Source organism: Xanthomonas fragariae, from assembly GCF_900183975.1.
Classification (GTDB): Bacteria; Pseudomonadota; Gammaproteobacteria; order Xanthomonadales; family Xanthomonadaceae; genus Xanthomonas; species Xanthomonas fragariae.
Window position 1 is genome coordinate 4,154,321 of the sequence record NZ_LT853882.1, and the last position, 20,384, is coordinate 4,174,704.

General features: G+C 61.3%; 17 protein-coding genes and 6 pseudogenes. 15 read left to right on the forward strand and 8 right to left on the reverse strand.

Going from position 1 to position 20,384, the window contains the following annotated elements; genetic code table 11:
- Position 1: 1 nt before the first annotated feature.
- From PD885_RS19270 to PD885_RS19300, 7 genes are all read left to right on the forward strand, one after another.
- Positions 2-901, forward strand: coding sequence for a DUF6708 domain-containing protein (locus tag PD885_RS19270; protein WP_065975007.1), 900 nt, complete (start codon positions 2-4; stop codon positions 899-901).
- A 131-nt stretch (positions 902-1,032) separates the two neighbouring features.
- The gene (locus PD885_RS19275) at positions 1,033-1,332 is read left to right on the forward strand and encodes a hypothetical protein (protein WP_231892699.1); all 300 of its coding nucleotides are present in this window, start codon (positions 1,033-1,035) and stop codon (positions 1,330-1,332) included.
- A 6-nt stretch (positions 1,333-1,338) separates the two neighbouring features.
- Positions 1,339-2,241: a DUF6708 domain-containing protein gene (locus PD885_RS19280; protein ID WP_040762276.1), complete on the forward strand. Its 903-nt coding sequence runs from the start codon at positions 1,339-1,341 to the stop codon at positions 2,239-2,241.
- Positions 2,242-2,372: 131 nt separating this feature from the next.
- Complete coding sequence (locus PD885_RS19285; RefSeq protein WP_231892698.1) at positions 2,373-2,672, forward strand: hypothetical protein; 300 nt, start codon at positions 2,373-2,375, stop codon at positions 2,670-2,672.
- Between the two features lie 7 nt (positions 2,673-2,679).
- A complete protein-coding gene (locus PD885_RS19290) occupies positions 2,680-3,579 on the forward strand; it encodes a DUF6708 domain-containing protein (RefSeq protein ID WP_040762278.1) in 900 nt (299 codons plus the stop codon).
- Between the two features lie 5 nt (positions 3,580-3,584).
- Positions 3,585-4,070 carry a hypothetical protein gene (locus PD885_RS22295; protein WP_002804165.1) on the forward strand — a complete coding sequence of 162 codons (486 nt, stop codon included), beginning with the start codon at positions 3,585-3,587 and terminating at the stop codon, positions 4,068-4,070.
- Positions 4,071-4,076: 6 nt separating this feature from the next.
- Positions 4,077-4,973: a DUF6708 domain-containing protein gene (locus PD885_RS19300; RefSeq protein WP_002804167.1), complete on the forward strand. Its 897-nt coding sequence runs from the start codon at positions 4,077-4,079 to the stop codon at positions 4,971-4,973.
- Positions 4,974-5,308: 335 nt separating this feature from the next.
- Here the strand turns inward: PD885_RS19300 and PD885_RS19305 are convergent, their stop codons facing one another.
- Both PD885_RS19305 and PD885_RS19310 read right to left on the reverse strand, forming a co-directional pair.
- A complete protein-coding gene (locus PD885_RS19305) occupies positions 5,309-5,797 on the reverse strand; it encodes a site-specific integrase (protein ID WP_231892697.1) in 489 nt (162 codons plus the stop codon).
- 118 nt (positions 5,798-5,915) lie between these two features.
- Positions 5,916-6,161, reverse strand: a pseudogene (locus PD885_RS19310) (IS3 family transposase); the annotation flags it as partial.
- A 16-nt stretch (positions 6,162-6,177) separates the two neighbouring features.
- On the opposite strand from PD885_RS19310, the pseudogene PD885_RS21160 reads away from it, so the two are divergent.
- Positions 6,178-6,311, forward strand: a pseudogene (locus PD885_RS21160) (IS5/IS1182 family transposase); the annotation flags it as partial.
- A 112-nt stretch (positions 6,312-6,423) separates the two neighbouring features.
- Here PD885_RS21160 and PD885_RS19315 read toward each other — a convergent pair.
- Complete coding sequence (locus PD885_RS19315; RefSeq protein ID WP_002804208.1) at positions 6,424-7,113, reverse strand: glutathione binding-like protein; 690 nt, start codon at positions 7,111-7,113, stop codon at positions 6,424-6,426.
- Between the two features lie 252 nt (positions 7,114-7,365).
- Here PD885_RS19315 and PD885_RS19320 point away from each other — a divergent pair.
- The 3 genes and pseudogenes from PD885_RS19320 to PD885_RS19330 all read left to right on the forward strand — a co-directional run.
- Positions 7,366-10,095 (forward strand): annotated as a pseudogene (locus tag PD885_RS19320) (TonB-dependent receptor); the annotation flags it as partial.
- A gap of 298 nt (positions 10,096-10,393) precedes the next feature.
- Positions 10,394-11,935, forward strand: a pseudogene (locus PD885_RS19325) (tryptophan halogenase family protein).
- 140 nt (positions 11,936-12,075) lie between these two features.
- Positions 12,076-13,065, forward strand: a complete 990-nt coding sequence (locus PD885_RS19330; RefSeq protein WP_002804212.1) for an energy transducer TonB — start codon at positions 12,076-12,078, stop codon at positions 13,063-13,065.
- A 105-nt stretch (positions 13,066-13,170) separates the two neighbouring features.
- Here the strand turns inward: PD885_RS19330 and PD885_RS19335 are convergent, their stop codons facing one another.
- The 4 genes and pseudogenes from PD885_RS19335 to PD885_RS22865 form a co-directional block, all read right to left on the reverse strand.
- Positions 13,171-14,364 carry an ABC transporter permease gene (locus PD885_RS19335; protein ID WP_002804213.1) on the reverse strand — a complete coding sequence of 398 codons (1,194 nt, stop codon included), beginning with the start codon at positions 14,362-14,364 and terminating at the stop codon, positions 13,171-13,173.
- A complete protein-coding gene (locus PD885_RS19340; RefSeq protein ID WP_002804214.1) occupies positions 14,361-15,107 on the reverse strand; it encodes an ABC transporter ATP-binding protein in 747 nt (248 codons plus the stop codon). Before PD885_RS19340 ends, PD885_RS19335 begins: the two co-directional genes overlap by 4 nt.
- A gap of 31 nt (positions 15,108-15,138) precedes the next feature.
- Positions 15,139-16,701, reverse strand: coding sequence for an alpha/beta hydrolase (locus tag PD885_RS19345; RefSeq protein WP_172404521.1), 1,563 nt, complete (start codon positions 16,699-16,701; stop codon positions 15,139-15,141).
- 60 nt (positions 16,702-16,761) lie between these two features.
- Positions 16,762-16,860, reverse strand: a pseudogene (locus PD885_RS22865) (helix-turn-helix transcriptional regulator); the annotation flags it as partial.
- Between the two features lie 15 nt (positions 16,861-16,875).
- Between PD885_RS22865 and PD885_RS21165 the strand changes: the two are divergent.
- Positions 16,876-17,094, forward strand: a pseudogene (locus tag PD885_RS21165) (GH39 family glycosyl hydrolase); the annotation flags it as partial.
- Here the strand turns inward: PD885_RS21165 and PD885_RS19355 are convergent.
- Complete coding sequence (locus PD885_RS19355) at positions 17,038-17,871, reverse strand: ferredoxin--NADP reductase (RefSeq protein ID WP_082244199.1); 834 nt, start codon at positions 17,869-17,871, stop codon at positions 17,038-17,040. The pseudogene PD885_RS21165 and the gene PD885_RS19355 sit on opposite strands and share 57 nt — an antisense overlap.
- 35 nt (positions 17,872-17,906) lie before the next feature.
- Here PD885_RS19355 and PD885_RS19360 point away from each other — a divergent pair, with 35 nt between their 5' ends.
- From PD885_RS19360 to PD885_RS19370, 3 genes are read left to right on the forward strand one after another with little or no spacing between them, the layout of a single operon-like run.
- On the forward strand, positions 17,907-18,929 hold the full coding sequence (locus PD885_RS19360; protein ID WP_040762290.1) for an ABC transporter ATP-binding protein: 1,023 nt from the start codon (positions 17,907-17,909) through the stop codon (positions 18,927-18,929).
- A complete protein-coding gene (locus PD885_RS19365; RefSeq protein ID WP_052032097.1) occupies positions 18,926-19,735 on the forward strand; it encodes an ABC transporter permease in 810 nt (269 codons plus the stop codon). Before PD885_RS19360 ends, PD885_RS19365 begins: the two co-directional genes overlap by 4 nt.
- Positions 19,736-19,737: 2 nt before the next feature.
- The gene (locus PD885_RS19370) at positions 19,738-20,316 is read left to right on the forward strand and encodes a hypothetical protein (RefSeq protein ID WP_040762320.1); all 579 of its coding nucleotides are present in this window, start codon (positions 19,738-19,740) and stop codon (positions 20,314-20,316) included.
- Positions 20,317-20,384: the final 68 nt, after the last annotated feature.

Here is a 20,384-nt window from a genome sequence, read left to right on the forward strand (position 1 = left end):
AATGAATGAAGTCAAGAACCCGGCATACCGTGTGCTGTTGCCGGAATGGCAGGGCGGCGAGCCGCAGTTCGATCTGCCGCCGGCGCAGCTCAAGCTGATGCTGAGCGCCACGCCGCATCGGGTCGCACCCGTGGACAAGCGACAGTCCGTGCATGAGCGTGCCAGCAGCTGTGAGTCGTTGGTGGCTGTGTACCCGAACGCGATTAGCGTTGGTAGCATTTTGGGTTCGGGCATGGAACGCGGAGATGTTGGATTCGGTGGCTTGATTACATTGCTGGGAGCGGCAATGTGTTTTTGGTTTGGATCGTTATTTGGCTTTTTTAGCCTCGCTGCATGGTTATTTTTCTTTCCCGCAGGATTACTTTTTTTTGCTGGGGCAGTTAATTTACTGAAATCAAGTTACCTACTACCAAAAGATCAGCCTGTCCTATTTAATAGAAAAACAAGGCAAGTCATCTTCTCCCGCATCCAACACGCCCCATTCTGGAAATTCTGGATCATGCCGGGGTTTTTGCCGCCACAGACTGTGGCCTGGGAGACGGTGCAGGCACGCACTTACAAATTCAATCAGCTGATGGGCGAGACCATGCGCGACTCCTATCGGCTGGAACTGTGGGCACCGCACCCAGACGACCCGAAGAAGCTCTATGCGCGCGAATCGATCGGCTACCTGGGCTGGTATGAGGATGAATTGCTGTGGCGCTTATACGAGCACATCCGCCGCTACATGGAAGAAGACGGCCCGCCGATCCAGCCTGGGGAGACGCTGCGCAAGCGCCGCACTGGCCGCGATCTGGAGCCTTTTAACCAGGAAATCATGGCAACCGTCGGCGGCCCGGCACTCAACCGCAAGCAGGTGGAGGAACTTGCGGCCGAGCAAACGACAACAGCGCACCCCTGAGCGCACTGCGTGCGTGACGATGTCCCTGGCGAAGCGACAGCACGGAGTGGATCCAGAGCCTGGGTGCATCCGCATACGCCGCAGACACGCTCGGTGTGGTTGGCGAGGATGCCCGCATCTGGTCCAAGACCGTGACCACCAGGCTGTGGATGCCGCAAGACCTGCGAGGGCATCTGAACTACATGCTGGCCGTGGTACTGGCGGATTCGGCCGGGATTTCCACCACGGTGTACACCTACAGCAACGGGGCCGGTGTGATGCAGGCCAGGCCTCCCGGCGTGGATGAAGCGCGGTTGCAATCCGAAGCCGACGTGGTGGTGATCGAGCTCGGCGTGAATGGTGCGCGCTACCGCAGCGCGCAGTTGGAAGTGACCATCGGCGAGTCGTCCGGCGAACGGCAAGTATTGGTGCAGCAGCTGTTGAACGGATAAAACGCAATGAATGAAGTCAAGAACCCGGCATACCGTGTGCTGTTGCCAGAATGGCAGGGCGGCGAGCCGCAGTTCGATCTGCCGCCGGGTCAGCTCAAGCTGATGCTGAGCGCCACGCCACATCGGGTTGCACCCGTAGACAAGCGGCAGCAGGTGCATGAGCATGCCAGCAGCTGTGAGTCGCTGGTGGCCGTGTACCCGAACGCAATTAGCATCGGTAGCGTTCTAGGTGCTGGTCCCGAACGAGGAGATGCTGGGTTTGGCGGCTGGATGACTCTGATAATTTCCCTATCTGTTCTTTTTGTTGGAATTTCATCTTTTGGAATTTCCGATCCAATCACTTGGCTAATGGTATTTCCAGGGTCGCTAATATTCATGATAGCTGCCGCCAACCTTTTGAAGAGTTTTTATTTACTTCCTAGGGATCAACCTGCACTTTTTAATCGAAATACAAGATCAGTCACCTTTTCCCGCATCCAACACCATTCCTTCTGGAAATTCTGGATCATGCCAGGATTTCTCGAGCCGCAGACCGTGGCCTGGGAGACAGTGCAGGCGCGGACCTACAAATTCAACCAGCTGATGGGCGAGACGATGCGCGACTCCTATCGGCTTGAGCTGTGGGCACCGCACCCGGACGACCCGAAGAAACTCTATGCGCGCGAATCGATCGGCTACCTGGGCTGGTATGAAGACGAGCTGCTGTGGCGCTTATACGAGCATATCCGCCGCTACATGGAAGAAGACGGCCCGCCGATCCAGCCGGGGGAAACACTGCGCCCGCTGCGCAGAGGCCGCGATCTGGAGCCTTTTAACCAGGAAATCATGGCAACCGTCGGCGGCCCGGCACTCAGCCGTGAGCAGGTGGAGGAACTTGCGGCAGAGCAAACGACAACAGCGCACCCCTGAGCGCACTGCGTGCGTGACGATCTCCCTGGCGAAGCGACAGCACGGAGTGGATCCAGAGCCTGGGTGCATCCGCATACGCCGCAGACACGCCCGGTGTCGTGGGCGAGGATGCGCGTATCTGGTCCAAGACCGTGACCACCAGGCTGTGGATGCCACAAGACCTGCGAGGGCATCTGAACTATATGCTGGCCGTGGTGCTGGCGGATATGAAGGGAGTCTCCACGACCGTGTATGCCTACAGCAATGGCCAGGGCACGATGCTGGCAAGGCTGGCTGGCGTGGACGAGGCGCGGTTGCAATCCGAAGCCGACGTGGCGGTGATCGAGATCGGTGTGGATGGATCGTCCTATCGTAGTGCCCAGTTGGAAGTGACCATCGGCGAGTCATCCGGTGAACGGCAAGTGCTGGTGCAGCAACTCGTGAATGGATAGAAACGCAATGAATGAAGTCAAGAACCCTGCATACCGTGTGCTGTTGCCGGAATGGCAGGGCGGCGAGCCGCAGTTCGATGTGCCGCCCGCGCAACTCAAGCTGATGTTGAGTGCGACCCCGCATCGGGTTGCCCCGGTAGACAAGCGGCAGCCGGTACATGAGCGCGCCAGTAGCTGTGAGTCGTTGGTGGCCGTGTATCCAAATGCCATTAGCATTGGCAGCATTCTAGGTGCAGGAACTGAGCGAGGTGATGTTGGCTTTGGTGGTTGGATGACGTTATTTGGATCATTAGTCTTCTTCTGGGCGGGCTTCGCTGTGGCTGGTTTCGCCGACCCTATGACATGGTTTCTTATATTCCCAATCGCTTCATTCTTTTTTGTTGCCGCACTTTATCTTCTTAAGAAATATTACATTCTTCCAAGAGATCAGCCCGTAATTTTCAACCGCAAGACAAGGCAAGTAACCTTCTCGCGCATCCGGCACGCCCCCTTCTGGAAATTCTGGATCATGCCGGGGTTTCTCGAGCCACAGACAGTGGCGTGGGAGACAGTGCAAGCGCGCACCTATAAATTCAACCAGCTGATGGGCGAGACGATGCGCGACTCCTACCGGCTGGAGCTTTGGGCACCGCACCCGGACGACCCCAAGAAGCTCTATGCCCGCGAATCGATCGGCTACCTGGGTTGGTACGAAGACGAACTGCTGTGGCGCTTATACGAGCACATCCGCCGCTACATGGAAGAAGACGGCCCGCCGATCCAGCCGGGGGAGACGCTGCGCAAGCGCCGTACCGGCCGCGATCTGGAGCCTTTTAACCAGGAAATCATGGCAACCGTCGGCGGCCCGGCACTCAGCCGCGAGCATGTGGAGGAACTTGCCGAGCCGCAACCAACCCCAGCAGACTGAGGGGCGTGTCGGACGCCGACGTAAAGTGGGGTAGCCCGCAACGCGAGCAGGAAGAGCTCAACAAGATGTTGATGGGCATCCGTGTGGAGTTCGAGTACAGCACGGAGTGGATCCAAAGCCTGGGTGCATCCGGAGAAGCCGCAGACACACTCGGCGTGGTTGGCGAGGATGCCCGCATCTGGTCCAAGACCGTAACCACCAGGCTGTGGATGCCACAAGACCTGCGGGGGCATCTGAACTACATGCTGGCCATGGTGCTGGCCGATATGAAGGGAGTCTTCACGACCGTGTATGCCTACAGCAATGGCCAGGGCACGATGCTGGCAAGGCTGGCTGGCGTGGACGAGGCGCGGTTGCAATCCGAAGCCGACGTGGTGGTGATCGAGCTCGGTGTGGATGGCGCGCGCTACCGCAGCGCGCAGTTGGAAGTGACCATCGGCGAGTCGTCCGGCGAACGGCAAGTATTGGTGCAGCAGCTGGTGAATGGATAAAACGCAATGAACGAAGTCAAGAACCCGGCATACCGTGTGCTGTTGACGGAATGGCAGGGCGGCGAGCCGCAGTTCGATCTGCCGCCCGCGCAGCTCAAGCTGATGTTGAGCGCGACCCCGCATCGGGTTGCCCCGGTAGATAAGCGGCAGCCGGTACATGAGCATGCCAGCAGCTGCGAGTCGTTGGTGGCTATCTATCCGGATGCCATCAGTATCGGAAGTGTTTTGGGCTCCGGGGGGGAGCGTGGAGATGTTGGGTTTGGCGGATGGATGACATTGCTGGGGGCTGGAATGTGTTTTTGGGTTGGATTTGCCACTGGACTAGATGAAATCGGCACCTGGATTCTAGTTTTTCCTGTGGCCTCATTTTTTTTAATCGGCGCCATTTACCTTTTGAAGTCAAGCTATCTACTCCCAAAAGACCAGCCGGTCCTATTTAATCGCAAAACAAGGCACGTCACCTTCTCCCGCATCCAACATGCCCCCTTCTGGAAATTCTGGATCATGCCGGGGTTTCTCGAGCCACAGACAGTGGCGTGGGAGACAGTGCAAGCGCGCACCTATAAATTCAACCAGCTGATGGGCGAGACCATGCGCGACTCCTACCGTCTTGAGTTGTGGGCGCCGCACCCGGACGACCCGAAGAAACTCTATGCGCGCGAATCGATCGGCTACCTGGGCTGGTATGAGGATGAATTGCTGTGGCGCTTATACGAGCATATCCGCCGCTACATGGAAGAAGACGGCCCGCCGATCCAGCCTGGGGAGACGCTGCGCAAGCGCCGCACTGGCCGCGATCTGGAGCCTTTTAACCAGGAAATCATGGCAACCGTCGGCGGCCCGGCACTCAGCCGCGAGCATGTGGAGGAACTTGCCGAGGCGCAACCAACCCACGCAGCCTGATACGCGTACAGCGCATGACACTCCCAGCGAAGCATGAACTATCAGAGCAACGCGCACAGGTCTGAATCCAGTCGTCGGCGCGCAAGTTGGTGACCGACAACGACTGCTCGCAGCAGGGTGGATTCACACCCTGCTATGGGCGACAGCTACTTCCGCTGCTGACACCCTATGCAGATTAGGCGATCTACTCCGATCATCATCGCGTCGCTGTGACTACGATCCGGCGACCTGAAATTTACGGCGGTTGGAGTGGGAAAAATATCTGCTTGGCCCTGACCCAAAGCGGGTTCCACGGAGCCAGGTTAGGAAAATAAAACGGCTTAAGTGGTTGGTTTTTAATGTAAGGTGCGCTTCCTCATAATCCTTTGGTTCCAGGTTCGAATCCTTCTGGGCCAATAAAAACAGGCACTTGAACGCGAGTCGAAGTGCCTGTTTTGTGGTTTTGGGAAAATTTTTGGGAAAATTCGGCACCGTCGCGGAGGTTTCACGACGGGTAGCTGGTGGTCGTACCGGTCAGTAGTGGCTGAAGAGACGTACCCCGCTGCGTCCTGTTTGTCGCCTCGATTGCCATCGGTGTCGGTCACGCCGCGATGCTTCAAACCATGCAGTGAAAAGCGCTCTTCCGGCTTGATGACGCCGTCGCGAATGGCCGCATTGATGAAACGTTGCCATGCGCTATCGAGTGATGACTTCGCCATCGGATTACCGGTTTGCTCGACGAGCAAAAAGCGCTCTTCCGGTTTCAGCGGTGTGGCGAAGTTGCGGCCGGGCTTGTTACATATTTTCGATCGACGCGTCAGCAGCGCCTCCCAGGCATCCTTCATATCCTTATCCCAGGTGGTCAGCGTGTCGCGTGACCCTTTGAGGCGAGACGCGTGCGTGCCATCCGAAAGGCCATGTGCATCTGTGAGCGAACTGATACGCCCAGGGTTCCGTAGACACTCAGCACCCTCGTTGCGCGTAGCGCCGCTCGAACTCTACAGGCGACAGGCCGCCATTTGAACCATGGCGGCGTTTTGGGTTGTAAAACATTTCGATATAGTCGAACACCTCAGCGCGTGCGGCTTCTTTGGTGGGATAGATCCGCCGCCTGATCCGCTCGCGTTTGAGCAGTCCGAAGAAGCTCTCCACGGGTGCGTTGTCGTGGCAGTTGCCACGCCGACTCATGCTGCACACCACGCCATGGGACGCAAAGCCTAGGCGTATCAACGGCAAGGAAGACAGTGTGTCGGCCACAGTGGCGACACCGGTGCGGACAAACGCGATGCATTGCAGACCTGCAAGACCGCATTTTTCATTGCTGCCAAACGCTCGACGATTCGAGCCATTGGCAACGAGTCTGTGGGGTTGTTGAGACCTTCCCTAGCAGCACGAGCGCACCAACGCACGCGCGCCAATGCGCGCAAGCCATGCCGTGGCGCCCCGCAGGAGAAGGGCTTGGCGCTGCGCCTCAGCGCTTACCAAACAAATGCTTGCGCTCGTGCTCGCTCAACGGCTTGCCAGCGTTCGGGTTGACCTGCTCCTTTAGCGCATACGCACGTTGCGTGGCCGGACGGGCGGCGATAGCGGCGTGCCAGCGCTGCAGATGCGGGAAAGCAGCATAATCCGGCTTGAGGTCCTCATATACTTCGATCCACGGATAGCTCGCCATGTCGGCGATACCGTAATCGTCGCCGGCCAGAAATGTGTGCTCGGCCAGCCGCTTGTCGAGCACACCATGCAGGCGGCGCACTTCGGCGTTGTAACGCTCGATCGCGTACGGAATCTTTTCCGGTGCGTAGACGCTGAAGTGGCCCATCTGGCCGCTCATCGGGCCCAGCCCGCCCATCTGCCAGAACAGCCATTCCAGCGCGGCGATACGGCCGCGTGCATCGCGCGGCAAGAAGCGGCTGGTTTTCTCGGCCAGGTACAGCAGGATCGCGCCGGACTCGAACACGTTCTGCGCACCGCCGCCATCGACCGGTGCATGGTCGACGATCGCCGGCATCTTGTTATTGGGCGAAATCTGCAGAAAGGCCGGCTCGAACTGTTCGCCCTTGCCGATGTTGACCGGCTTGAGCGTGTAGTCCAGCCCGGCCTCTTCCAGGAATAAGGTGACTTTGTGGCCATTGGGGGTGGGCCAGTAATACAGATCGATCATCTGTGCGCTCCAGTTCGAAAGAAGCGGCACGCTGCGGCGTGCCGTCAGCGACCGATGGTACGGGTAAGCGAATGAGCACGTCCGCGACAAACCGCGTTGATTGAAACGATGTGCGACGCGATTAGCGCGCGGTCGATGCTGCGGTGCAAGTTGACTTGGTTGAGGCGGCGCTCACAAATGCTTCATTGTTTCATCGACTTTTGCCTGCCCTACTCGGGGCCGGCATTTTTTTCGCCTGGGGAAGGAATCATCTTGAGAGAGCCACGCACTCTGCCGCGCACGCGGCGCTTGACGTCTGCGCTGCTTTTCGCATTGTCGACTCCGCTGGCGGCGCAGACAGCGCCGGTACCGCAGTCGGCATCCACCGTCCCCGGGGCCGGTCAGACCGACCCCGCCACGCTCGATGTCGTCCATGTCACCGGTATCCGTGGCAGCCTCACTTCATCGATGAACGTCAAACGCGATGCGCAAGGCATCGTCGACGGCATCGTGGCCGAAGACATCGGCAAGTTCCCGGAAACCAATCTGGCCGAATCGCTGCAACGCATCAGCGGCGTGTCGATCGACCGGTCGCTGGGCGAAGGCTCGCGCGTCACCGTGCGCGGTGTCGGCCCGGACTTCAACTTGGTGCTGTTGAACGGACGGCAGATGCCGGGCGCCAGCATCGAAGAATCCAATGCCTCCAACTCGCGCGCGTTCGACTTCGCCAACCTGGCGTCCGAGTCGATCTCCGGCATCGAGGTCTTCAAGACAAGCCGCGCCAGCACGCCCACCGGCGGTATCGGTGCGACCATCAACATCAAGACCAGCCGGCCGCTGGACAACCCAGGCCTGCATGCCAACCTCGGCCTCAAGGGCGTGCACGACAGCTCCAACGAGAACCTGCCCGGGCGTTTGCAAGGCAATGCACTGACGCCGGAGATCTCCGGCATCTTCAGCAATACCTCCGCCGATGGACGCTTCGGCGTGTCGCTCAGCGGCAGCTATCAGGAACGCGACTTCGGCTATAGCCAGGTCGGCGTGCCCAATGGCTGGCGCGCGTTCCGCGGCGATGCCACTGCCTACGGCACCATCCCGCAGCCGGGTGCCCCGGGTTCGGAGAGCATCGTCAACCGGCCAGGCACCAACGCTATCTATTCGGTGCCGCAGAACCTCAACTACCGCGTGGTCGGCGTTGAGCGCCAGCGCACCAACGGCCAGCTGACGCTGCAGTACAAGCCGCTGGACAACATCACCACGACGCTGGATTACACCTATTCGGATAACAAGATCCAGCAGCAACGCAACGAAATGTCGGTGTGGTTCAACTACGGGCCGTCGGCCAGCGCCTGGACCAATGGTCCGGTGGCCGGGCCGGTGATCTATTCGGAAATCGTCAATCCACCGACCAGCGATCTGGCCACCGCCGGTTCCAACGCGGCCACGCGTAACCAGAACAAGTCGCTGGGTTTCAACGTGGATTGGGCAGTGACCGACCAGTTCAAGCTCAACGTCGACCTCCACCGCTCCACCGCCGAAGCCGAGCCGGACAGCCCGTACGGTTCAAGCAATTCGCTGGGCGTCTCAGGGTTCTATCGCGGCACCTCGGTGGTGGATTTCAGCAAGGATTTCCCGGTGTTGCAGCAGCAGCTGGGCTTTGGCCTGACCGGGTTGGACCCTTCGCGCACGCTGGTCACCGGCTCGGCGTTCCGCAACAGCTACATGAAGTCGGAAATCGACCAGGCGCAGGTCAATGGCGATTTCACCTTCGAAAACTATTCGCAGTTGAAGTTCGGCATCGGCAGCACCGAGGTCAAGAACCGCTCGGCGTTTTCCAACGTGCAGCGCGATACCTGGGCCGGTGCCGGCACCGCGGCCGATTATCCGGATGATCTGTGGATCCCGAGCGCGTTTGCGCAGTACCTCGATGCGATCGATGGCAGCGACAATTCGGCGCAGTTCAATCAACTGTTTCTGTTCGACTTCGAGCGTGCGCGACAAGCCACTGCGCAAGTGGCTGGCGATCCGTCGTTATACCGCGCCTCGTCGATCTACAGCACCGACCGCCGCGTCACCGAAAAATCCAAGAACGCCTACCTGCAGTGGAACAACAGCTGGGACGATCTGCGTGTGCCGATCAATCTGGCCGCCGGCGTGCGTTACGAAGAAACCAGGGTGGATGCGCAGGCGCTGGTGCCGGTTGCGGTGGGCATCGACTGGGTCGCCAACAACGAGTTGCCGATGCGTCTGGCCGCCTCGGTGGGCTTGTTCCGCAAGAACATCGACAATTACATCGGCGTGACCACGCGTAACGATGCCTCGTTGGGCTTGAACACGCTGGTCGGTGGCGCGTACTGGAACCAAGCGCTGGGCAACGGCTGCGCCTCGGCCGACCTGACCTGTATCCGCAACTACATCTTCCGCAACCGTGGCGGTGCGCCGGGCGTGGTGCGTGGGCCAGACGATTCCAACGGCAACGCGACCGGTGTGATCAGCGGGCAGCCGGGCGACAACGCGGATATGAGCGGCTTCAATTTCCGCCCCGAGCGCGTGCCGCTGGGCGTGGGCGTGGTGCTGGAAACCTTGTTGCGCGATTTGGATGCTGCGCAGCCGCCGGCGATCTATGTCGGCTCCACCACGCTGGCCACCTATCTGCCCGGCTTGCGCGCGCACAACCCGATCACGCTGCCGCAGACCGAAGCGCTGGCCAGCATCTGGATCGGCAACCGCACCCGCATCGCCGCGCATCAGGATCTGCCCGACAACCTGGCGTGCGTGGTCGCCGGACGCCGCCGCTTTACGTTGTTTCCGCCCGAACAATTGGCCAATCTCTACATCGGCCCGCTCGACCTTACCCCGGCCGGGCAACCGGTCAGCCTGGTCGATACCACCGCACCGGATCTACAGCGTTTTCCGCGTTATACGCAGGCGTTGGAACATGCGCTCGTTGCCGAGCTGGAACCGGGCGATGCATTGTTCATTCCCAGCATGTGGTGGCATCACATCGAGGCATTGCAGCCCTTCAACGTGCTGGTCAATTTCTGGTGGCGGCAGAGCCCGGCCTATATGGATTCGCCGATGAACGCGCTGATGCTGGCCCTGCTCACCATCCGTGATCTGCCCACCGAGCAACGCGCCACCTGGCACGACGTGTTCCGCCATTACGTGTTCGAAGCCGATGCGCACACCGCCGCGCATGTGCCCGACGCGGTGCGCGGTGTGCTGGCCACGATGGACGACGCCGGTGCCCGCAGCCTGCGCGCCCGGCTGCTGCAACGCTTGAATCGCTGAGGACCGACGCATGTCGCACACCGTTTCTTCCACCCCGCAGCAGCGTCCGGTGCGCCGCGTCGTCATTGCCCGTGGCGGCATCGCCGGTTGGATGGCCGCCGCCGCTTTATCCAAAGTGCTGGGCCGGCAACTGCAGATCACCCTGGTGGAATCGGATCAGATCGGCACGGTGGGGGTGGGCGAAGCCACCATCCCCAGCCTGATCACCTTCCACCGTTTGCTGTAGATCGACGAAGCCGCCTTCATGGCCGCCACCCAGGCCACCATCAAGCTCGGCATCGGATTCGAACATTGGCGCGATCTGGATCAGCGCTACATCCATTCCTTCGGCCACGCCGGCACCGATCATTGGAGCGCCGGGTTCCAGCATTTCTGGTTGAAGGGGCGCCAGCGTGGCGTGGCACGCGACTTCGGCGATTACTGTCTGGAGCTGCGCGCCGCGCAGGAAGGCCGCTTTGCGCATCTGTCCAACGGCGGCATGAATTACGCTTATCACCTGGACGCCGGCTTGTACGCGCGCTTCCTGCGCCGCTTCAGCGAAGGCTTCGGCGTGCAGCGTATCGAAGGCCGTATCGGCACTGTCGAAACAGATCCGCACAGCGGCCATCTCACCGCCTTGACGTTGCAAAACGGCACGCGGGTGGAAGGCGATCTGTTCCTGGATTGCACCGGCTTCCGCGGCCTGTTGATCGGTCAGACGCTGGGCGTGGGCGCCGACGATTGGTCGCACTGGTTGTTTGCCGACAGCGCATTGGCGGTGCAGACCGAATCGGTCGGCGCACCGGTGGCTTACACCCGCTCGCGCGCCGATCAATCGGGGTGGATGTGGCGCATCCCGCTGCAGCACCGGGTCGGCAACGGTATCGTGTATTCCAGCCGCTACATGGATCACGATAGCGCCGCGCAGGTGTTGCAACGCAATCTCGCCGGCCGCGCGCTCACGGAGCTGCGCCCGTTGCGCTTTACCCCGAATCAGCGCCATCGCGTGTGGGAAAAGAACTGCGTGGCGCTGGGCCTGGCGAGCGGATTCCTGGAGCCGTTGGAATCGACCGATATCCATCTGATCCAGCGCGGCATCACCCGGCTGCTGCAGACCTTCCCGCAGATCATCAACGACTTAGACATTGCCGAGTACAACCGCCAGGCGGCCGAAGAGATCACCCATATCCGCGATTTCGTGATCCTGCATTACCACGTCACCGATCGCCGCGACACGCCGTTCTGGCGCGACTGCGCAGCGATCGATATTCCTGACACGCTGCGGCATTGGGTGGAATTGTTTCGCTAGAGCGGGCGGGTGTTCCATCAGGCCAACGAGCTGTTTGCCGAGAACTCGTGGGTGCAGGTGATGCTGGGCCAGGGCATCATGCCCAGGCACCATCACCCGGTGGCCGACCTGATGGGCGATGCGGAGCTGCGCCACTTTTTGGAAAACATCCGCACGCGGGTGGAAGCGGCGCTGCTGCGGCTGCCCGCGCATGCGGACTTCCTGCGTCGCTACTGCCCGGCACGCGTGCCGGCCGATGCGGCAATCGCCCCCCTGGCGGGATGAAATCCGTCCCTACCCCGCCGCAGCCCTTGGCTGAGACCGCCCCAGCAATGCTAGATTGCCGCCTTGCCGTTCAGTGCGGGAACACTGGCCGGCGCTTGCTGCAGCAACGTTATCTTTCGCATTCGAGGTAAGGCAAACGCATGTTGGATCTGACACAGGGCCGTTTGGCACGCCGGATCGCGCCGGTCATGTTGCTGATTGGCCTGGCCGCCTGCTCCAGGCAGGAAAGCAAGCCCGCTACCGGCGCCACGCCTGCGGCACCGGCTGCTATGCCGACGCCCGCCACGGCGGTGTCTCCGCAGGTGCAGTCGATGGCCGCCGACCAGCTGCGCGCATCGGCCACCGAGGCGTTGCAGGACAACCGCATGTACGCACCGGCCGGCGACAACGCGGTGGAGTACTACCTGGCCTTGCGTGAGAAGCAGCCGCAGGACGCCACCGTCAACAGCGCGTTGACCGATCTGCTGCCGTACACGCTGATCGCCGCCGAACAAGGCATCAGCCGCGAAGAATTTCCCGAAGCGCAGCGGCTGGTCGCGCTGATCGAAAAGGTCGACCCCAAGGCACCGGCGCTGCCGCGCCTGAAGGCAAGCCTGAGCGCGGGCATGCAGTCCGCTGCCAACCGCACCGAGCACGATGTCGAGCAGGCCAGGAAGCTGGTCGAGGACAAGGCCAGGCAGGCCGCCGAGCAGAAACGTCTGGCCGAGCAGCACACCCGCGAAATCACCGCTGCCCAGCAGCTCGCCGCGCAACAGGAAGTCGCGCGCCAGCAGACCGCAGAGACCGAACACCAGGCCAAAACTCCGGCATCGGCAACGACCCCGGCGGCCCCGCGCCCGGCGCCGGCTGCAGCAGCGGCGGCTGCACCGCCTGCGCAGTCGCTGCGTCCGATCAGCACCCCGGCGCCGCGCTACCCACTCGAAGCCCTGCGCGATGGCACATCCGGCGAAGTGCTGGTAGAGCTCACGGTCGGCACCGACGGCGCGATCACCTCCTCGCGCGTACTACGCGCCACCCCGCCGCGCGTGTTCGACCGCGAAGTCCTCAACGCGGTTAAGCACTGGCGCTTCGAACCAGTGGCTGCACCGGTGACGACGCGGCGTACGTTGTCGTTCAATTCAGGGGGGTGATCGGTTGATTGATTGCGCGGTTGCATCGTCGCAGGTGTCTGAGCCAAGTGAACGTAACGCACTTGCACAGAAGACATAAGGCTCACTGTCCTTCCGCAAAGGAACTCACCCGGAAATCGCCAACCGCTCCTGGTGATAACGCAGCACCGCCGCATACCACAGCACGACAGCCACACCGAAGCCGGCACACAAATACACAGCCCAGGTCTGTGCGTTGATCTGCTCGTGGCGAATCACCTTGAGCAACATCTGGTTCTGCGCCAGGAACGGCACCGCGAACTGCCATAGCTGGGTCTTCAGCGGATACGCCATCAGCGCGTAGCCTGGCAGCATCGGCAGCAACAACAGCCAAGTCATGTGCGCCTGTGCTTCCTTCATGCTCTTGGCGGCGGCGGCGAGATAGGTCAGCAGCGAGGTGCCGACGAACAACATCGGCACCAGGATGAAGAGCATCTGCAGCATCGGCACGAAACCGACATTGAGCTGGCGTCCCAGATTCGATGTCGACAGCTGCGCACTCAGCTTGAACGCCAGCAGCGTGAGCAACAACGACACCATGCCGATCACGCAGGCGGCAGCGATCTTGCCGCTCACAATCGCACTGCGTGGCGCGGGCGTGGCCAGCAACGGTTCCAGCGACTGGCGTTCGCGCTCGCCTGCGGTGGCATCCAGAATCAACGAAGCACCACCCAGGAATGAAGTGATCACTAGCAGCACCGGCAACAGCATCGCCACCATCTGGCCGCGCTTGGCTTCGGCGGTGGCCAGATCCTGCGCGGCGATTTCCAACGGCCTGCCCACCTGCGCATCGATGCCGCGTGCCAGCAGACGCAGTGCACCGACCTGCTGGCTATAGCCGCTGAGCGCGGCCTGCAAGCGCATGCTGGGCACGTCGGCCTCGCGGCGGGTACTGTCCTTGATGATCTCCACCAACGCCGGACGGCCGGCGCGCCAATCGTCGGCGTAGCTGGCGCTGATGCGCAGTGCCACATCCACATCCTGGTTGCGGATCGCAGCGGTCAGATCGGCCGGCGCATCGACCGCATCAAGCCCTTGCGCGGCCAGAAAACGCACAAGGTTGGGCGCGTGTTCGCGACCGATCGTGGGGATGTCCAACGGCTTGTCAATCTGCGTGCGCACGCGGCTCTCGCTCAGTGCGCCCATGCCGAGAATCAAGATTGGATACAGCAATGGCGACAACAACAACGCCAATGCCAGGGTGCGACGGTCGCGCGAAATGTCGTGCAATTCCTTGCGCAACACCACCCACAGGGTGGCGAACAACGATGTCGTGCTCATGCGTGCAGCCCCTCGTCCGAGCCGATCACCTTGACGAAGGCGTCTTCCAGATTGTCCTCACCGGTGGCAGCGCGCAGTTCGTCGGCGCTGCCGCAGGCCACCACCGTACCCTTGGCAACGATGACGATGCGATCGCACAACGCAGCCACCTCTTGCATGATGTGGCTGGAGAAAATCACGCAGCGCCCTTCCGCACGCAATTGCTGAAGAAAACCACGCATCGCACGCGTGGTCATCACGTCCAGGCCGTTGGTAGGCTCGTCGAGAATCACATTGCGTGGGTCGTGCACCAGCGCGCGCGCAATTGCGGTTTTGGTGCGCTGGCCCTGACTGAAGCCCTCGGTCTGGCGATCGAGAATGTCATCCATGTCCAACGCGGCCGACAGCAAGCGCGTGCGCTCTGCGATGTGCGTGCGCGACATGCCATGCAGCTCCCCGAAGTAAGCGATGTTTTCGCGTGCGGTCAGCCGCTTGTACACGCCGCGCGCATCCGGCAACACGCCGAGTGCGCGACGCACCGTCACCGGGTCGCGCGCGGCATCCACGCCATCGACGCTGACGCTGCCCTGGTCGGGCGACATCAACGTGTAGAGCATGCGCAAGGTGGTGGTCTTGCCGGCACCGTTTGGCCCGAGCAGGCCGGTGATCTGGCCATCGGCGGCGCTGAAACCGACTCCATCGACCGCTTTCACCAGGCCGGTCTTGGTCTTAAACGATTTGTGCAGGTTGTCGACGACGATCATGCGAGCGCCTCCGTGGCGTGGTCGGTACGGCTCATGGTTCCCATCCGTTGAACGAGGTAAACGCGGGCACGTTGTTGAGATCGGCAACGCAGTGCGCATCCAGCGCACCGGCATTGGCGGTTTCCATGAACTGGGCCATGAGCTTTGGTATGCAACCCAGCGCCATGACGCTGTGTCCCTGGCCGGGTGCAACCAGATGCCGTCCGTTTGGCAACCCCTTGAGCACCACGTCGGCATAGCGAGGTGGCGTAACCGGATCTATTTGACCGGACAACAGCAGCGCCGGCACCTGCGAACGCAGCGGTGCGGTGAAGTCGGCGGCGCGCTTGCCGGCGGGCCACACCGGGCAAGCGGCAAAGACACTGCGCGGGACATCTTCGCCCAGCAACAATGCCTGGTGCTCGGGCGCCGGACGATAGCGGTCGGCATCTTCGGCGCACACCACCGACCACTGCATGGGCTGGTTGATCTGCGTGTCCATGTGCGACAACGCCATCAACGGCGCGTAGCGGCCCGCAGCGGCTTCATCCAGCACCAGCGGTAGCAAGGCAGCGCTCTGCGGTGCGTAGGAGAACGTAAACGCAAGACCGACCACGGCGTCGGCCGTCACCCGTTCGCGCTTGATGGCGTTGGTGCGCAGATCGCGATACTCCACCTCCGGCGATTCGGTCTTCAGCCGGTCCATGACCTTGCGCAGTTGCGTGCGCACATCGGTTGGAAAACGTGCGCGGCAAGCGGGGATCGCTCGACATTGTTCGGATTGCAATATCAGTGCGTCTTCGAACGTGCGTGCGAATTCTCCGCTGATGACCAGATCGCTTGGCGCAACACCATCGAGCACGATGGCGCGCGCGCGCGCGGGATAACTCTTGGCATAATGCTGCGCCACGCGCGTGCCGTAGGACACACCGACCAGGTCGATACGTGGCGCGCCCAACGCTGCTCTGACTGCATCCAGATCTCCAATGGCTTCGGCAGTGGTGTAGTAACGCGGGTCGGAATGGCCTTGCAAGCCTCGGGCACATTGGCGCGCGTAGGCGGTCAATTGCTCTGGGCTGGAGGACATGGTGGCCTGCAGTGGCGTGCCATCGGCAGTCTCACAACGCAGCGGGTGCGATCCGCCAGTGCCGCGCTGATCGACCAGAAAAATGTCGCGCTTCTTGCGAACTTCACGTAATGCGGCCGCTGCTATGACAGAAACTTCGGTTGCCGACTGCCCCGGCCCACCGGCGATAAAAAACACCGGGTCCGGCGCACTGCCTGCGTCTGCATCGCTTTCCAGCCAAGCGATTTTCAGCGCGATGCTGCGGCCTTTCGGCGCGCTTGGATTTTCCGGCACGGGCAAGCTTGCGCACTGCGCTTGGATGTTTCCGGCGGCGCTATCGGAGCTCAGCGTGCATGGTGAAAATTGCAAAGTGCCGTAGCGATTTCCGGCAGCGCTGCCGGCCTGCGTTTTTGCAGCGGGCGGCTGCGTGGCGCGCGGCACCGCCGCGCCGCTTTTGTCTGCAGCAGGCGCATCGGCGCGCTGGCATCCGGCGGCCAGCAGCGCGATCAGGAGCGCTGTCATCATTGTGGGTTGCTTCACCATGTTCACCATGTCTCCTGGTAGTCACTATCCCTTGACGCTGCGTGCGGTCGGTTGTGACCGACGCACCTACTGCCCGTCTTCGTAACGAAAAACGTGTTCGATCGATTCCCCAAACAAACGTGAAATGCGAAACGCCAATGCCAGGCTGGGATCGTACTTGCCAGTCGATCGGTGTGACGACTGCCGATCGGCTCGGATTTCCAGGGCAGCTTGATCGGCAGCGACACGCGGGCGCAGCCGGCTCCGGCGGTGCAGGAGCCTGGATTTGGCTACCTCCGTTTCCACGATGTCTTCCACGATGTGCTTGGCACCGTCAAAGAGGTCGACGGCAAACTCGTCAACTCACGCCGCAGGCTTGGACGGCGTCGAGCTGACGTACTTTTCGCGGCGGATCTGCGCGCTCGGCAGGCCGGCTTCTTTCAGTGCCTGTACGCAGGTGTCCACCATGTCCGGGTTGCCGCACAGATAAGCGATATCGCTTTGGGCATCGGGCGCGAATTCGGCCAAGTGCTGTTGCACGTAGCCGTGCCGCACATCGGCGTGCGGCTGGTCGGGCAGCTCGCGCGAGAAGCACGGCACATAGCGGAACTGCGGATGCGCATCGGCAAACGCCCGGAAGTCCTCGCCGTACAGCAGCTCGGCCGGGGTGCGCGCACCCTGCAGCAACACCACCTGCACGCCACGGGTGGCGATCGCCTGGGCCAGCAACGGCAGCATCGAGCGGTACGGGGTGACCCCGGTGCCGGTAGCGACCAGCACATAGCGCTGGTTGTGGTCGCCCGGCGGCAGGCAGAATCGGCCGTAGGGGCCGCTGGCCTGCAACTGGTCGCCGATCTGCAAGCCTTCGAACAGGGCGGTTGCCGAGCCTCCGGGCACGAAGCTCACCGCGATATCCACCGCCTCGCCCGGTCCCAACGCGTGGTCGTGGATGGTCGCCAGCGAATAGCTGCGCTTGGTTGCGGTGCCGTCGGCGTAGTCGAAATGGATCTGGATGAACTGCCCGGGCTGGAAATCCAGCGGCTGCCCGTCATCACGCACGAACTGGCAGTGGGCCACGGTGGGCGCAATCATGCGCCGGTCGACAAGCTTGAGGGGGAATTGAACGGACACGAATGTATTTAGGACAGTCTGTGATCGGGGCAAACCCCAACGGGCTTCTATAATAACCGGCTGCAACTCGCTGCGCCGTCACCCTGGCGCGAAGGACCTTCTTGACTGCCCTCTCTCCAACCACCGCACCCGCGCTACGCGTGTGCGATCTGCACAAGACCTACGACAACGGCATCCAGGCGCTCAAAGGCGTTTCGCTGGACGTGGCGCCGGGCGACTTCTTCGCCCTGCTCGGCCCCAACGGCGCCGGCAAATCCACCCTGATCGGCATCATCAGCTCGCTGGTGAACCTGTCCAGCGGGCAGGTAGAGGTGTTCGGCACCGACCTGGTCCGCCATCGCAGCGATGCGATGCGGCTGATCGGGCTGGTGCCGCAGGAAGTCAACTTCAACCTGTTCGAAAAGCCCTTCGACATCCTGGTCAACTACGCCGGTTTCTACGGCATGCCGCGTGCCAACGCCGAGCGTCTGGCCGAAGTGGAGTTGCGCCGCGCACACCTGTGGGAAAAGGCCCAGGTGATGAGCCGCACGCTGTCCGGCGGCATGAAGCGGCGGTTGATGATCGCCCGCGCCATGATGACCCAGCCACGCCTGCTGATCCTGGACGAACCTACCGCCGGCGTGGACATCGAGATCCGCCGCGACATGTGGCGCGTGCTCAAGGACATCAACGCAGCCGGCACCACCATTATTTTGACCACGCATTACCTGGAAGAAGCAGAGCACCTGTGCCGCAACCTGGCCATCATCAATCACGGCCAGATCGTCACCCAGGGGCCGATGCGCGAGTTGTTGGCCAAGCTCGATGTGGAAGGCTTCCTGTTCGATATCGATGGCGATTTGCCGGCGCAGCTTCCAGAGATCGAAGGCACCACGCTCACCGCCATCGGCGGACACACGCTGGATCTGGATATGCCGCGCGCAATGGACCTCAACCGCGTATTCGCCACGCTCGGCAGTGCCGGCATCCGAGTGCGCTCGATGCGCACCAAGAGCAATCGGCTGGAAGAGCTGTTCGTGCGCTTGACTGGCAACGCTCCGGCACCGGCTGATGCAGTCGCCACCACGCCTTCCGCAGTCAACGGCACGCCGACAGCGCCGCCGCGCCAGGCAGGCCAGCCATGAACACCAACGAGATCCGCACCATGAGCGAACCCACCAACGCGCGCCGCAACTGGATTGCGCTGTGCACCATCGTGCGCCGCGAAGTGCAGCGCATCCTGCGCATCTGGGGCCAGACCCTGGTGCCGCCGGCCATCACCATGACGCTGTACTTTTTGATCTTCGGCGGGCTGATCGGCTCGCGCGTGGGCGACATGGGCGGCTACAGCTACATGCAATTCATCGTACCGGGCCTGGTGATGATGAGCGTGATCCAGAACAGCTACGGCAACATTTCCTCCAGCTTCTTCGGCGCCAAGTTCGGCCGCCACGTCGAAGAGCTGCTGGTCAGCCCGATGCCCAACTGGGTGATCCTGTGGGGCTATGTGTCCGGCGCAGTGCTGCGCGGGGTCATGGTTGGCGCGATCGTGCTGATCGTCGCAATGTTCTTCACCGCCGTGCGCATTCCGCATCCGCTGGTCGCCCTGACCACCGTGCTGCTGGGCGCGATCATTTTTTCGCTGGCTGGCTTCGTCAATGCGGTGTACGCCAAGAAGTTCGACGACGTCTCGATCGTGCCCACCTTCATCCTGACCCCGCTGACCTATCTGGGCGGCGTGTTCTATTCGGTGAAGTTGCTGCCCGGCTGGGCCGAGACCGCAACACATGCCAACCCGATCTTCTACATGGTCAACGCCTTCCGCTACGGCCTGCTCGGAAGCTCGGACCTGCCGCTCTGGGTGGCCTACGCGCTGATGCTGGGCTTTGTCGCGGTGCTCAGCGCACTGGCGCTGTGGTTGCTGCGCCGTGGGGTGGGTTTGCGGAGCTGATGATGGATAGAAAGTATGCGACGCAAAGCGTAGAGGGTTATTCGCACGCGCTTCTCGCGAGCGCGGCGCGCTCCTTCGTTGAAAGAAGCGAAGATGCTGCAGAGGAACAGCCTAACCAGTTTGCGCTAGGCGCCATGATGATGTGCTGCTTCGCGTTGGAGGCCTACTTCAACCAACTCGGGCATGCGCTGCACCAACATCAAATGCTTCGACATTTTCAAGATATCAAGGATTTCGAGCGCCTTGCGCCTGATAAAAAACTTCTAAGTCTGATTAGCGCGCTGGATAGTCAGCTGCAAAACATCCCTCATGCATGGGTGAATGAGGTATTCCGCTTTCGTAACGAGGTGGCGCACGCAAAGCCTTATTCGCGAAAAAATGACTGTAAAAATTGGAAAGAGCCAAGGCCACTTATCCCCAACACTGATCCACCCTGGGCTAAGCAGGCAAGGCCGAAAGAAGCGCGTCGATTCGTGGAAAACATGGAGAAAATCATCAACCATATTAATGAAGCTAGCTTTCGAAAGCTAGGCCATGATTTCCAAATAAATATCTCTGGCCAAGGTAGTCAGATCTATTGATCCAAACAAAAGGCCCCGGCGATTCCGCCAGAGCCTGATGCCGACCAAGAGTCCCCGATCCGGCTGAA

Coding starts and splice junctions, on each gene's coding strand:
- PD885_RS19300 (WP_002804167.1), top strand. CDS start 4,077: ATGAACGAAGTCAAGAACCCGGCATACCGTGTGCTGTTGACGGAATGG.
- PD885_RS19305 (WP_231892697.1), bottom strand. CDS start 5,797: ATGAAGGATGCCTGGGAGGCGCTGCTGACGCGTCGATCGAAAATATGT.
- PD885_RS19270 (WP_065975007.1), top strand. CDS start 2: ATGAATGAAGTCAAGAACCCGGCATACCGTGTGCTGTTGCCGGAATGG.
- PD885_RS19365 (WP_052032097.1), top strand. CDS start 18,926: ATGAACACCAACGAGATCCGCACCATGAGCGAACCCACCAACGCGCGC.
- PD885_RS19290 (WP_040762278.1), top strand. CDS start 2,680: ATGAATGAAGTCAAGAACCCTGCATACCGTGTGCTGTTGCCGGAATGG.
- PD885_RS19315 (WP_002804208.1), bottom strand. CDS start 7,113: ATGATCGATCTGTATTACTGGCCCACCCCCAATGGCCACAAAGTCACC.
- PD885_RS19280 (WP_040762276.1), top strand. CDS start 1,339: ATGAATGAAGTCAAGAACCCGGCATACCGTGTGCTGTTGCCAGAATGG.
- PD885_RS19335 (WP_002804213.1), bottom strand. CDS start 14,364: ATGAGCACGACATCGTTGTTCGCCACCCTGTGGGTGGTGTTGCGCAAG.
- PD885_RS19370 (WP_040762320.1), top strand. CDS start 19,738: ATGGATAGAAAGTATGCGACGCAAAGCGTAGAGGGTTATTCGCACGCG.
- PD885_RS19340 (WP_002804214.1), bottom strand. CDS start 15,107: ATGATCGTCGTCGACAACCTGCACAAATCGTTTAAGACCAAGACCGGC.
- PD885_RS19330 (WP_002804212.1), top strand. CDS start 12,076: ATGTTGGATCTGACACAGGGCCGTTTGGCACGCCGGATCGCGCCGGTC.